Raw genomic sequence first — 12,901 nt, 5'->3', positions numbered from 1 at the left:
TTATGTAGATTTCTGTCGAATAATCCTGAAAGCAACGGAAAGGAAGGCATGATTATGAGAAGGATGAAGGGGAAGGGATGAAAAAAGAAGAAAGGAATGAAAAAACGGGGATCGGTGGTGGTTCATTCAGGTGATCTTGTTTATAATGGAATGAATTGGAACTATGGGTGAAAAGGGGGATTATCTGTGAGTGAGTTATGGCATGCATCAATACAGGGGGCTCCATGGAATGCCGAAAAGATGCACCAGGCGGTGCATCTGTTGCGCCGCAGAGCAACGGTTCATTTTCGCGTTGACGCGGATACATACGAGGACCTTGCTGAGCTCGATGCCAAAGTATTCTTTGCCCGGCCGGATCTGATCCTACACATATCACATATGGACCCTAAAGGGGTATATTCATCCGGATTTCTGGGGCGACTGGCACAGTTGAAACATGTGTCTGCATTACAGCTTGATCTTTCGCAGGCACAGGATTTGACGATCCTGGGTGCGATGGAGCAACTGCAGTTTCTAAGATTGAACTCACCTGCAAAGGTGACCGGACTCGATTTTATTAAACACTATAAACAATTGACCTTTCTTGAACTGCGTGGCAAATTCAACGGATTTGCTTCCATTGCGGCATGCCTCCAACTGCATACGCTCATTCTGAGCTGCACGCTCGAAAGTGCCGATGTGTTAGCGGAACTACCTAGGCTTCAGTATCTGTCCCTGGATCACTGTGAGTTAAAAGGGGGACTGGATGTATTAATACAGTCGACCATCTCGATGTTGAAGCTAAGCTCTATTCGCAAACTGACGAGTATTCAGGGACTCGAACAGATGCGGGGGCTGGAATATCTGCATCTGTCCTTGCCCAAGCTGGAGCAGTTATGCGACTTTTCCCATATGACCTCTCTCAGACAGCTCGAACTGGACTATATGAAATCGTTGCGCGATACCAAACATCTATGGACAGCCCGTGCTTTGGAGTTTATTGAACTGAAAGAGATAAATACGGCGCTCAAGGCGGATTCCTTTGATGGACTAACCGGGCTGGAGCATTTGCGCCAAATCGATTTTCGTTTTATTGATGTTAACAAGGGACGGATTGCAGCTATGCGTGATCACCTGGACAAGGACGGAAAATCCCATTTGTTATATGAAAATATCCCTGAGCATGAACGCCTGAATTCCATAGGTATTGCGCACTTGTCGCATGTATTAATGTAAACGGGTTGCTATCTAGGTGTTCGTATCCGTTAAGGCGGGCATGTTGATCTCTTTTACACAGGCCGCTTTGGACAAGCTGATGATACATCGAACGATTGCGACCATATCCTGCAGGGGAATGCGTGTCCCACCATACTCAGCCAGTGCACGTTCCATCCCGTCTTCATACGGAATTTCTGCCGCCAGTTCTCCCGGGTTGATGCATGTCACCGCGATGCGGTCATTCCTCGTATGCTCTCTTAGAGCTTCCGTAATACCCCGTATGGCAAATTTGGAGGCGACAAAAGAAACCTGGCTGCTGCCTGCATTGCTCAAACCAGCTGTTGAACCGATCAGGATGATCTTCCCTGCTTCAGACTGGCGGAGCTGAGGCAGTAACGCCTGTATACATACAATCGTAGAAGTCACATTCACATGGATCAGCTGACTGATATCTGCCGGTTCATCCTTATCAAACGTATAGTGCTCTTCAAATCCTTCCTTTTCCCAGATCCCCACGTTATAAATAAGCACATCCAACGTCTCGCCTTGAAGTTGGCTGGCAACTTGCTCTGCGGCCTGAAGCTCGGAAAGATCAGCCTGAATCCATATTCGCTCGACGCCATCCTCCACGGAGAGACTTTCCGGCTTGCTGCGAGAGACCACCCAAACCTTATCACCGGATTGCGGCACACCTCGGACAAATGCATCGCCTAATCCCTTGCTTGCACCAAAGACAATTATATTTTTCAAATAAAACCCACCTTATCGATTAGAAATTAATAATGTTTACATTAATCTATATCTTACTATAGAGGTGATATATGGAACATGAAGTTTACATGAGGTATGCTTCATCCTTGTCAAGATTCGGGGTTTTTGAAGTTAAAAGGTGAATCTCTTCATATAAAATATACTGAAAAGGACCTGGCTCCACACATGGTGAAGTCCAGCTCCTGATCATAAGCGAAAAATTAATAACCGAATAAAACTACATTTATTCTACGTGGAAATAATCAAAATCTGCATATCCTCCGGTAGACTTCGTTGCATAATTGAATAGTGCAAACCGATATCCCATAAAGTGTGGCAGTGTGTAAGACATTTGAAGTGTATTACCAATGGTTGTCCAGTTACTTCCATTCAGGCTATAAGCAAAGTAGGCTTTGTCGGTCTGGTTCGTAAAATCACAGATGACGCGGAGATAGATTCTGTTCTGGTTTAATGGCACAGTTGCTACTTCAGTCATGGTGCCGGAACTGGCATTAGCCATAACGATGGATTTGGTGCTGCCCTTCATTTTTACGCCGACAAAACCATATTTGGCCTGAAAAGCAGCGAGTCCTGCATAATCACCATCCTTCATGCCTGCTGTATCCAAAGCAGTCATCCCTGTGCTTTTTGGACCAAAGGTTCGTTGTGTCAGTGTGTTGCGGGCTTCTAACAGGTTTTTGCTGATTTTGCCTGCAGTTAACCGCATGAAACCGGGCCGCTGGAGCAGGGACCAGTTAGCAGCATCAGGGTTATGATTCCACTGCCAAAATGTGGCCAGACTGGATGTGCCGGAAGATGAATTGCTTGTCAGGGAGACGTCATCCACATAAAACGCCATCAAGTCATTGGTCGGGTCCGGATTCGAGTTATAGGGTGTTTCCACAAAAATAAAGCTTTGGGACAGGTCTGCATTTGACGGAACGGTATACGTACCTTGAATGGTACCCCACTGTCCGCGGCTTAACGTCGCACTGCCCATAATGGTAATTCCGGTATAACTTGCACCGTTCTGGATGCTAAGATTGAACGTTTTGGTTGCAGGACCAGTAGTGTATTTGATCTTTGCCGAAAAAGAGTACGTTCCTCCCGGTACCAGCTTGCCGGTAACCATCTGTTTGGCACCACCAGCTGTCTGCTGTCTGCCGCTGACGAACAGGCTTTTTGTACCGCTGAACGCTTCGGCATTTGTTACGGTGATGGTCGCCGTATTGTTGCTGGCCCACGGCTGAAGGGTACTTTCCTCAAAGCCGCCGTTCACTAACAGTTGCGTTACTGAGGGGGTGCCGGATGTGGTTGCGTTGAACTCATCGGACCCGTAGATTTTGGCAGCAGGCTGACCTTCAACGGGCATATTCATGTTAAGGGGAACCTTGCCGTTCAACCCAAACACTGGCCAGTTATCTGACCACGTCACTGGAACGAGATAGGGGATGCGCCCAATGGCCCCGCTATCACGAAACAGCAAGCCGTACCAAGCGCCGGATGTGGTATCCACGATGCCTCCTTGGGCGATTCCCGAGTCTCTGAGTACAACTTTACCTGTGTATGGACCTGTCAATGTGTTTGCACGATAGGCAAGCTGAATGCGACCATCACCCGAAGGCCAGGCAATCAGGAATACATAGTACATGCCATTGATCTTCTGAATGTGTGCTCCTTCTGCCTTTACAATCATGTTGGAGCCGGCAACACTGCTCGCATTTGGAATCAGGACCTGATTGAGTCCGCCGGACTTGATGGCCTTGGCATCAGGTGTCAGCTCAACGATACTGATGTTATCACTGCCATGAACAAGAAAGGTTCGATTCCCGTCAAACAAAAGGGAGGGGTCATGGTAATAACTGTTCAATGTGTAAGGTGTCCATGGCCCTGTTTCAATATTGCTGGTTTGGTAAATATACGTCTTGCCCGTGGAAAGCGATCCAAAGGCCACATAATATATACCATTGTTGTACCGCAAGCTGCTCGCCCAGGAACCACGCCCATACTCGTTTTGTCCATTGTTCAGATTCTGTATATCCCCGTTTCCAAGCGTATCGTATACATAGTTTACGATGCTCCAGTTGACCAGATCATAAGACTTCATGACCGGGACTCCCGGATTCATATGCATCGTTGTGCTTGTCATATAAAATGCATTGCCTACCCGAATGACGTCACTGTCAGGAATATCCGCGTAAATAACCGGATTGCTGAACGTTGCGGCTGAAGCTGCCGGAATTGTCAAAGGGAATGATGTTATAAGCAAAGGAAGAGCGAGTAGAAGAGCACTGATCTTTTTCCACATATTCTATCCTCCCAATTGATCATGTCCTAGGAATTAAAGCGAGTACTCCAGATAATCAATGTAAGCATCCCAAGTGCCATTATCCGTTGTTACGACCAGCTTGATTTCCTGATTACCTGTAGCGTGTGTGATGCCGCTGAGGGTTTGAACGGTCGGCTCCGTTCCCGTGAAGTAGAAAGAACCAGCGGTTACACCCCCGATGACCAGATCAACACGGGCTGTATTATTATTGTTGGAAGCGCCGCGGACAGAGAATTGATGGGTTGGGAATGCAAAATATTGATTGTATGCCGCATAATCATTGTTCCCGTAAAGAGCGACTCCATTAAAAGGGGAACTGACTACGCCAGCGTATTGGCCGCCAAGTGTCATATTCTCGGTTTCGTAACGGGTAACGTTTGGATTGGGATTAGGATTTGGGTTAGGGTTACCGCCCGAACCGGATGTGAATTGCCAGTAGTCCAGTTTGAACAGATTTCCATTGCCTGAGCCTGTAAACACCAGATACAAACGATGTACCCCTGTAGCATTGGTAACATTGGTCTCCATCTCGCGCCAAGTTTGCGAACCGCCAGTTGAACTTACGTTAAGTGTTCCAACTAGTGGGCCTGTCGGACTGTCCAGTCGAACCTCAATGTTGCCATTTCCGGTAGAAGCGACATTGGCCTTGAACTTGGAGGCTCCAGCTGAGCCAAAATCAACATTGCCGACCGCGATCCAATCCCCGTTATGAATATTAGTGACATTCTGATTGGCTACAGGTCCACCGCTCGCTTGACTCGGTTCAGTGTTAATTCCTGCTTGCCAGCCAATGGTTTCGGCTTCCACCCGGACATACGGGTTGAGGTTAGTGGTCTGAGGTACACCTGTCATATTCCCCTGAACTTCCTGGATTGTTCCATCCGCATTATGTGTCAGTTTGTTGATATGTGTGGAACGGTACCCTTTACCATCACCGAGGAATGCCTTGCTTACCGTTTGCGCATGGTACGCCACATACCATTCGTTGTTGAATTGGAACACGGCATGGTGGTTATTGCCGCCTACACCGAAGAACGTGCCGGGATTTTTCAGAAAGTGTCCTTTATACGTGAAAGGCCCCATCGGGCTGTCGCTGACCATGTATCCGATCTCACCTTTTGGATATGCAGTGGGGTGTGTTCCCGCGAAGTTGATGCAGTAGGAGTAATAATATTTGCCGTTATACTTGTGAATGCCAGAATCTTCGAACATATAAGGAGAATCAATAGTCACAGCACTGCCCACCACGCTGGTCATGTCGGCACCGAGACGAATGACCCGAGCTGTTTTGGGGTTGGCAATGGAAGCAGCGTTGGTATCGTTCGGAATGCCACCTCCAGCATACAAGTAAGCAGAGCCATCATCATCGACAAGTACAGCTGGATCAAAGAGCCAGGTTACGCCAGACATACCCGGTGTACCGTGAGTCAGGAGGGCACGACCAATTGGATCGGACCACGGTCCAATGGGGGAATCCGCCGTGAGTACGCCAATACCTCCACCCGAGTTGGCAAAGTACAGGAAAAACTTTTCTTTGCCAGCAATGGTTTTCTTCGCCATCGAAGGAGCCCAGGACTGGGTAGCCCATTTAGCAATCCCTTGTCCATTATTGGCATTATTCGCACCCGCTACCGGGATGGAACCATGGTCTGTCCAGTTCACCATATCAGCTGATGAGATGACGTTAATTTTCCCGATCGTGCTGTACTGGTTCTCTCTGACAGAGCCGTCACTGTTGTACAGATATGCATCACCTGTCATGTAGACATAGACCCGATTGTTATGGACGAGCACATAAGGATCGGCTCCCAGTTTATGATCGATGAGGGAATTGGAGTTTCCAGGAAGTTTGGCAACGGCTGCATTGGCTGCATGGCTCGATTCAACGGGCAGGGTGACAAAGATTAGCAGACACGACAACAACAAAACTAGCGGTTTACGGATCATACGTTTCGCCTCCATGAGATTGGATTGGTTGGTGAGCTGAAATTCAGAATAGCAGTGATGATGAAATACCGAAAAAACGAAGAGATTCTCCTCATGTCACCCCCCTTATTGAAATAATGGTTAGGTTGCTGTTAGGTTAAATCCTCATGTTGTCATATATGGTTTAAGCCAGACGACCTGTGCACCGCGTACGTGTTCACAGTGGCAAGGGAGTGGCTATAACCCGAAGTAAGCTTGCATCTGTGTGTGCGATTAGAAAAGCTATAATCAGTCAGGTTTCTTTTTGTAATCGCTTTCAATAAAATGGGTTAGAACACTGAAATTTGGCGAAGAAAGAGGTTTGGTCACAATTAAATGTAATTATTTTTCATATTTTCTTTTAAATGTTTATTAACTTGACGATATCATATCACAATTTTAAGATAATACAATCTTTTTCTATTTTTAGTAGAGGATGAAGAAGACCATTATTATTCTATGTGTTTAACATTGGGCTTGATGGTAAAATACTATCTCGTATTCTATAAAACTTAGATGCGAGAAAAAGATGTCTTAAGCTGCGACCGTTTCCCTGGAATCTACCGGGGGAACGGTCATTTCGTTTTTTTTCTGGAAACGATCCTGGTTATATAACAAAATCTACTTTTACTTGCTGGCAACTTTAACATTGCATAATTTCTTCTCTTTGTTGTACATATCCCAGTTTTTGTATAGCTAAAGCCCTGAGCGTAAAAGGTTCTTAAGTGATAATGGTGATTGCCCCCTGTGTTTTGTCCACACCGTTGGTTGAGTGTTTGAATATTACTATCTAGTGAGCTTATGCCAAATACTGCTAGAGTCAGAGGTTCATAAAAGGTGGGATGGGAAAATGGCTATTTTGTCAACTGGGCCGATTGAAAACAATCCGGTTTCCGGGGTTAGACCGACCCAACAGGTAACGATTAGATTGGTAAGTCGGGCTGAGGTGGATTCTGTAACAGTGTCCATTCAGGGTTATGTGTTAAGCACAACAAGAACGCTGTATGTGAGTGAAGTAATCAATATTGCCCCTAATGAAGCAGTGACCAGAAATTATTTTGCAGATTTAGATGCTTTTGAGTTTGTTTTTGGAACAGATGTGGAAGGTGTAGAGGAAGTAGGGATTTCAGTGTGGGGCAAACAAGCCTCTGGACAATTGGTTGATGCACATCGTGTTGTAGAGCACGAAAAATCGGTCAAGAACAGCTAGAAGATAAATCTACTCAAAAAGGAGATGTAGCGATGAGCTTTTTATCAACAGGGCCGATTGAAAATAATGCTGTTAGCGGTGTAAGACCGACTCAGACAGTTACTGTCAGAATTGATAACCGCAGTGATGTGAGTAACTCAACCGTACAAATACAAGGGTATTACATGGAAAGTGGAATAAGAATACTGTATGTCAGTGAGTCTTTTGACATCGTACCCAATCAAGTAATAACCAACAACTATTATGCTAATTTTGATGCCTTCGAGTTTACTTTTTCAACACCAGCGGTGGTTAATGATCCTGTTCAAGTATCCGTATGGGGTAAGAGCAGCACGGGCACTTTGGTAACAGCCCATCGTTTGGTTTCTTCCGAATTGCTGGGTGAAATCCCAAGCATCACGGGAGTCACAGGTGCAACGGGAGCAACGGGAGCAACAGGCACGGCAGGTACAACCGGAGTAACCGGAGCGACAGGCGCATCAGGTACAACGGGTGTAACGGGAGCAACAGGCACAGCAGGTACAACCGGAGTAACGGGAGCGACAGGCACGGCAGGAACAACCGGAGTAACGGGAGCAACAGGCACGGCAGGTACAACTGGAGTAACCGGAGCAACAGGAACAGCAGGTACAACCGGGGCTACGGGTGCGACAGGTTCCGGAACAATTATTCCTTATGCATCAGGACTTCCGGTTGCGTTGACTACAGTTTTGGGTGGACTTTTGAATACTTCCAGTTTAGTTGGTTTTGGCAACAGTGCTACCGGAGTAAGTGTTAACGGAGGAATTATTGATCTCACAGGGGCTGCAGGCACATTGCTTAACTTTGCTTTCTCGGCATCGCGTGCAGGAACGATTACTTCACTGGCCGCTTATTTCAGCACGACAGCAGGACTTAGTCTGGTTGGATCTACAGTAACCATAACTGCACAATTATTCCGTTCCACTACACCTAATAACTCCTTTACGGCTGTACCGGGTGCATTGGTAACCTTAGCTCCTCCACTGACCGGCGTTTTGGCACTGGGCACAATATCCAGCGGAGTGACTACAGGACTGAGTATTCCGGTATCTGCTGGTGACCGCCTGCTTATGGTGTTCTCAGCATCAGTAACAGCCGGAATTGATGTGGCTACATCCATAGCCGGATATGCAAGCGGCGGCCTTACCATCACTTAACGGAAAATGGGCTATATAACAAGTTTAAAGACAGGGACCCTTGCCAACATGGTGAGAGGTCCCTGTTTATGTGTGTGCTTTTGTTTTCAAACTCTCTTCAAATGAAAGATAAGAACTATACAAAAACATAAAAAGGCGAGGATTGCTCCTCGCCTCGTACATATCGTGGTCTACTCAATTTCACTCTGTTTTGGTTAGGCTGTCTACGACAAATTTAAGTTGGGCTTCCAACGAAATTGGGTCACTAAACACGAAGCCACGGCTTTCCTCGCGATAAACGTGATTATTCTGGACAGCAGGGAGGTTATCCCAGATAGGACCTTCAAAAACGGAATCCCCACTCTCATCACCTGTCCATCCACTAATAAAGATATAATCTCCTGCATATTGTGGTAACAATTCAAGTGATAACTTGGCCCAACCTTTGCCGCTATCGATGGCTTCCTTCTGAATGATCGGCGGTGCCTTCAGGCCAAACTCGCCATAAATAATATCTCCACCTCTACCAAAGCTCCCGTAGGCATAAAATTCTTTGGCACTTCCCGTATCAAAAATCGAAACCGTGCGATTACCTACTGCTTGCTCCACGAGTGGTTTATATTCAGCGATTTTAGCGTCCCACTCTGCGATCCAGGCCTTCGCTTGCTCTTCTCTACCAGTCATCTTGCCAAAATCTATCAATTGCTGCCGCAGAGGTACTCCATATTCAACAGCGACGGTCGGTGCAATTTTGGACAGCTTTTCAATCGTTTCAGGGTCATTCCAAACGACAATTAAATCCGGCTGCAAATCCATGATTTTCTCGTAGGGTACATCGTTACCGATGTTGACAACGTCATCGAGCTTTCCTTCTGTATAACTGTTAAAGGACTCGTCACCAGTTCCAACAGGCTTAAGGCCAAGAGCTAGCAAATGACCAGTAAAGGCTCCTGCAACCATTACGACCCTTTGAGTTTTTTTGGGGATTTGTACTTCACCGTTAACCGCAGAATAGGTTACCATCTCCGAGCTTCCGTTTGTGGTGTTACTGATATTACTCTCTGCACCTACAGTTGGACTTTGCGTACTGCCAGTGCTTCCATTCGTGTTTGCTGGCCTGGAACATGCGCTAACCAATAGAGTTAGGCACAACAGTAGGGTAATTCCTACAGGTAGTTTGCTTCTATACATCCGTAAATCTCCTTTTTCGCTATGTTGATAATGATTATCATCTCTGATATCAATATAACGACGGAGTTTACGCGGAGCAATGGATGATCGAAGCCTAAGGATAGGACGATAAGAACCTCTCGTCACTTGTCCGGACTCATCCTTGAATTGCTTTGGTGTGACTCCAGTATGTTTTTTGAACATTCTTATAAAATAGGATACATCAGCATATCCGACGCTTGCAGCGACTTCTTGCAGAGATAACTCGGTCTTTTGCAGCAGCGTTACTGCTTTGTTCATCCTAATACCGATTAAGTAATCGATTAGACTTGCGCCAGTTTCGCGTCGAAAGTACTTGGAAAGATAAGGGACGCTGTAATGGAATGTATGAGCGAGGGTTTCCCGCGTCAGAGGCTGGGCGTAGTGCTCCTGCATATAGCGAATAAGCTGAGAAGCAAGGTTAGGCCTAACAATGCTTACCTGCTGTTGATCCATTTGTCTGAGCAATTCATATACAAATTGATAGAATAGTGTTTTGGTATGGAGTCGCTCCAAGCGTCCGGGTTTATTCCACTCGCCCAGCATTCGCTCAGTGATTTCGTAGAGGATGGCAGGATGATATGGAATAAAACCGTACTGGAGGTGGAATGGCAATGGTTGATCCGGTTGTTGAAGTGTATGCTGATTGCCAGGCAGCGGTAAGGAGGCTTTATAGAGAATCAGGTAATAATGAAAGGATTCGTCCGTTGGGATGATGTCCAGACGGGTGTTTTTGCCCCCATGAAGCATATAAAATGGTTTGGTAGCATGCTCATTTCCGTCTAAGATCACGGTTGCATTGCCATCCGTTACGTACAGAAAGGCGCTGGCAGGGAACAGGTAAGGACGTACGCACTCATCGGCCTGTATGACAATATGTCGTACATCCATGATTTTGAGCGATGCACAATTCCAGATGAGTATGTGTTCTTGTACATTCAAGGTTGCTTTCAATAGAGAGTTGACTTCCTTCCATGAGCTGTTGAAGCCAGCCTTTTATGTGGTGAGCTTATTATATAATAATATTAGTGGCTTTTTGTCACTTTCCCAAACGTTCCCCGTTTCCTTTATAGTCTTCCAAAGGCTATGATCAATGCCAGAACTATAAAAAAGATATTTACGCCAAGCTCCCGATACTCATTGCGCCGAATATGAAACAGCATTCCAAGCAGTGTGACAACAGCCAAAGCGATTGCGGCGATCGGCGTAAGCACCGGAGTGATGTTCAGCGCCCAAGGCAAAACTAGGCCAAGCGCTCCTAGTAGTTCCGCGATTCCGATCAGAACAACTAGACTTTTTGGCACATCATTGACCCAGGCCCAGGTCTTTTTTGACGACTCGATAAGAATGGTTTTCATCCATCCTGAATATATGAAACCTAGCGCCAATATAAGTTGTACGATCCATAACGTTACATTCATCTTTTCTGATCCCCTCACTTGCTCGATTTTAATATCTGCCTCTATACTAAAGTGAGAAGGCCCAATCTGGAAGTAGGCACTTAAACCTAACCAGGTAACCAAAAGTATACCCGGGTATGGTCAGAAAGTGAGGAATAAGAATGACGGTATATTGCAAATTCGGAACGGCCTTGGATATCCTCACGGGTAAATGGAAATCTTTGATTCTTCTACGCTTGCTGAGCAATGGTACAATGCGGTTCAGCGAATTACAAAAATCCATTCCAGATATTTCGAAAAAGATGCTGACCCAGCAGTTAAAAGAACTGGAGTATCACGATATTGTGCATCGGGAAGTGTATCCTCAAATTCCGCCTAAGGTCGAATACTCAATTACGGAGTACGGACAGCTCATGAAACCTGTGCTCCAGACAATGAGCGACTGGGGAGCCGGCCATATGCAGCATATGGAGAAGCTGTACGGCGAAGAAGACGAAAAAGGAGCACTCCCATCCGAACCTCGGAAAATCGATTCCTTGGGGTGATAGGGTGACAAGGGAGAGTTAGTTTTGAATAAACAAAAAATTGTGATTATTGGTGCAGGGATTGTTGGGGCGTGTATGGCCTATCATCTAGCCAAACGAAATCAAGATGTAACCGTTATTGAACGGCACTCAGCCGCGGCGCGTGAAGTCACGGAAAAATCATTTGCCTGGATACATACGACGCATAGAGTGGCTCCTGAATACTGGCATTTGTACGATGCAGCTGTGGAAGAATATCACACACTTCAGCAAGAGTTGTCCGAACTGAAAATTCATTGGCATGGCGCGCTAACTTGGGACACTCCGCCTTTAAGGGAGCAACACTTTCAAAAATTAAACCGGGAGCAGCTTGAGGCATTGGAGCCCAATCTGAAGGAATATCCGGATGAAGCCATGTTTGTCAGCGAAGAAGGTGCGGTGGACCCTATAGCGGTAACGGAGCTGTTGTTGAGCAAAGCGCAAGAGTACGGAGCAAAGATTCAGTTCGACACCAACGTTACACAGCTGAAGCAAGAGGGTTCCCGTCTGGTTGGTGTTCATACGTCCAAGGGTTTTGTGGAGTCGGATGTTGTGGTATTGGCCGCAGGAACAGGTACACCCGAACTTTGTAACCCATTAGGTTGTCACGTGCCGGTAACTTCGTCACCTTCGATTCTGATTCGGATGAAAACTGCTAATAAACTGATACACACATTAATCTCCAATGCGCAATTTGAAGCGCGTCAACTGACGGATTATACGCTGCTGGCTGCGGAAGACTATATCGACGAGTCGGAGGCAAATGGACCACAGGCGGTAGGTAAGCGAGCTTACGACACATTGCGTCGCAGTCTCAAGCACGGTAATCAACTGGAACTGGAGAGCATAAAAGTTGGATGGAGACCCATGCCTGAAGACGGTTATCCGATTGTGGGCTTCCATGATCACATGAATGGACTTTATCTGACGCTAATGCATTCTGCAATTACGCTGGCGCCGCTGATTGCGCATCTGGCTGCAAGTGAAATTATTGATGGCAAATCAAGAAATGAATTAGACCCTTGTCGCCTCTCACGGTTTTAGAATCACTCCAGAACAAAAAGGACATCGCTCAAGTGGCGATGTCCTTTTCGTTGTGTATAATTGTTGGAGTCTTCTAC

10 protein-coding genes are annotated in these 12,901 nt (G+C 46.3%); 5 read left to right on the top strand and 5 right to left on the bottom strand.

Annotation, left to right across the window (positions count from 1 at the left end; translation table 11 throughout):
- Positions 1-186 precede the first annotated feature (186 nt).
- Positions 187-1,215, top strand: coding sequence for a hypothetical protein (locus tag NST33_RS23005; protein ID WP_339178366.1), 1,029 nt, complete (start codon positions 187-189; stop codon positions 1,213-1,215).
- Positions 1,216-1,227: 12 nt separating this feature from the next.
- Here NST33_RS23005 and NST33_RS23000 read toward each other — a convergent pair whose 3' ends face one another.
- The 3 genes from NST33_RS23000 to NST33_RS22990 form a co-directional block, all read right to left on the bottom strand.
- Positions 1,228-1,947 (bottom strand): SDR family NAD(P)-dependent oxidoreductase, encoded by a 720-nt coding sequence (locus tag NST33_RS23000; RefSeq protein ID WP_221824415.1) that lies wholly within the window; start codon positions 1,945-1,947, stop codon positions 1,228-1,230.
- A gap of 244 nt (positions 1,948-2,191) precedes the next feature.
- The gene (locus tag NST33_RS22995; protein WP_221824413.1) at positions 2,192-4,255 is read right to left on the bottom strand and encodes a family 43 glycosylhydrolase; all 2,064 of its coding nucleotides are present in this window, start codon (positions 4,253-4,255) and stop codon (positions 2,192-2,194) included.
- Positions 4,256-4,288: 33 nt separating this feature from the next.
- Positions 4,289-6,223 (bottom strand): carbohydrate-binding protein, encoded by a 1,935-nt coding sequence (locus NST33_RS22990; RefSeq protein ID WP_339178360.1) that lies wholly within the window; start codon positions 6,221-6,223, stop codon positions 4,289-4,291.
- 868 nt (positions 6,224-7,091) lie between these two features.
- Here NST33_RS22990 and NST33_RS22985 point away from each other — a divergent pair.
- A complete protein-coding gene (locus NST33_RS22985; RefSeq protein ID WP_221824409.1) occupies positions 7,092-7,451 on the top strand; it encodes a hypothetical protein in 360 nt (119 codons plus the stop codon).
- A gap of 32 nt (positions 7,452-7,483) precedes the next feature.
- Positions 7,484-8,629, top strand: a complete 1,146-nt coding sequence (locus NST33_RS22980) for an exosporium glycoprotein BclB-related protein (protein WP_339305214.1) — start codon at positions 7,484-7,486, stop codon at positions 8,627-8,629.
- A 180-nt stretch (positions 8,630-8,809) separates the two neighbouring features.
- On the opposite strand, the gene NST33_RS22975 is transcribed toward NST33_RS22980, so the two are convergent.
- Positions 8,810-10,771, bottom strand: a complete 1,962-nt coding sequence (locus tag NST33_RS22975) for an AraC family transcriptional regulator (protein ID WP_339305212.1) — start codon at positions 10,769-10,771, stop codon at positions 8,810-8,812.
- Between the two features lie 113 nt (positions 10,772-10,884).
- Positions 10,885-11,238: a DoxX family protein gene (locus tag NST33_RS22970; RefSeq protein WP_221824403.1), complete on the bottom strand. Its 354-nt coding sequence runs from the start codon at positions 11,236-11,238 to the stop codon at positions 10,885-10,887.
- 140 nt (positions 11,239-11,378) lie between these two features.
- Here NST33_RS22970 and NST33_RS22965 point away from each other — a divergent pair, with 140 nt between their 5' ends.
- Together NST33_RS22965 and NST33_RS22960 are read left to right on the top strand one after the other, a co-directional pair.
- Positions 11,379-11,762: a helix-turn-helix domain-containing protein gene (locus NST33_RS22965; RefSeq protein ID WP_221824401.1), complete on the top strand. Its 384-nt coding sequence runs from the start codon at positions 11,379-11,381 to the stop codon at positions 11,760-11,762.
- Between the two features lie 24 nt (positions 11,763-11,786).
- On the top strand, positions 11,787-12,824 hold the full coding sequence (locus NST33_RS22960; protein ID WP_339305210.1) for an FAD-dependent oxidoreductase: 1,038 nt from the start codon (positions 11,787-11,789) through the stop codon (positions 12,822-12,824).
- Positions 12,825-12,901: the final 77 nt, after the last annotated feature.

Source organism: Paenibacillus sp. FSL L8-0435, from assembly GCF_037965655.1.
GTDB lineage: Bacteria > Bacillota > Bacilli > Paenibacillales > Paenibacillaceae > Paenibacillus.
This window is presented reverse-complemented; position numbering and strand designations above follow the sequence as displayed.

Coding starts and splice junctions, on each gene's coding strand:
- NST33_RS22995 (WP_221824413.1), bottom strand. CDS start 4,255: ATGTGGAAAAAGATCAGTGCTCTTCTACTCGCTCTTCCTTTGCTTATA.
- NST33_RS22990 (WP_339178360.1), bottom strand. CDS start 6,223: ATGATCCGTAAACCGCTAGTTTTGTTGTTGTCGTGTCTGCTAATCTTT.
- NST33_RS22985 (WP_221824409.1), top strand. CDS start 7,092: ATGGCTATTTTGTCAACTGGGCCGATTGAAAACAATCCGGTTTCCGGG.
- NST33_RS22980 (WP_339305214.1), top strand. CDS start 7,484: ATGAGCTTTTTATCAACAGGGCCGATTGAAAATAATGCTGTTAGCGGT.
- NST33_RS22970 (WP_221824403.1), bottom strand. CDS start 11,238: ATGAATGTAACGTTATGGATCGTACAACTTATATTGGCGCTAGGTTTC.
- NST33_RS22965 (WP_221824401.1), top strand. CDS start 11,379: ATGACGGTATATTGCAAATTCGGAACGGCCTTGGATATCCTCACGGGT.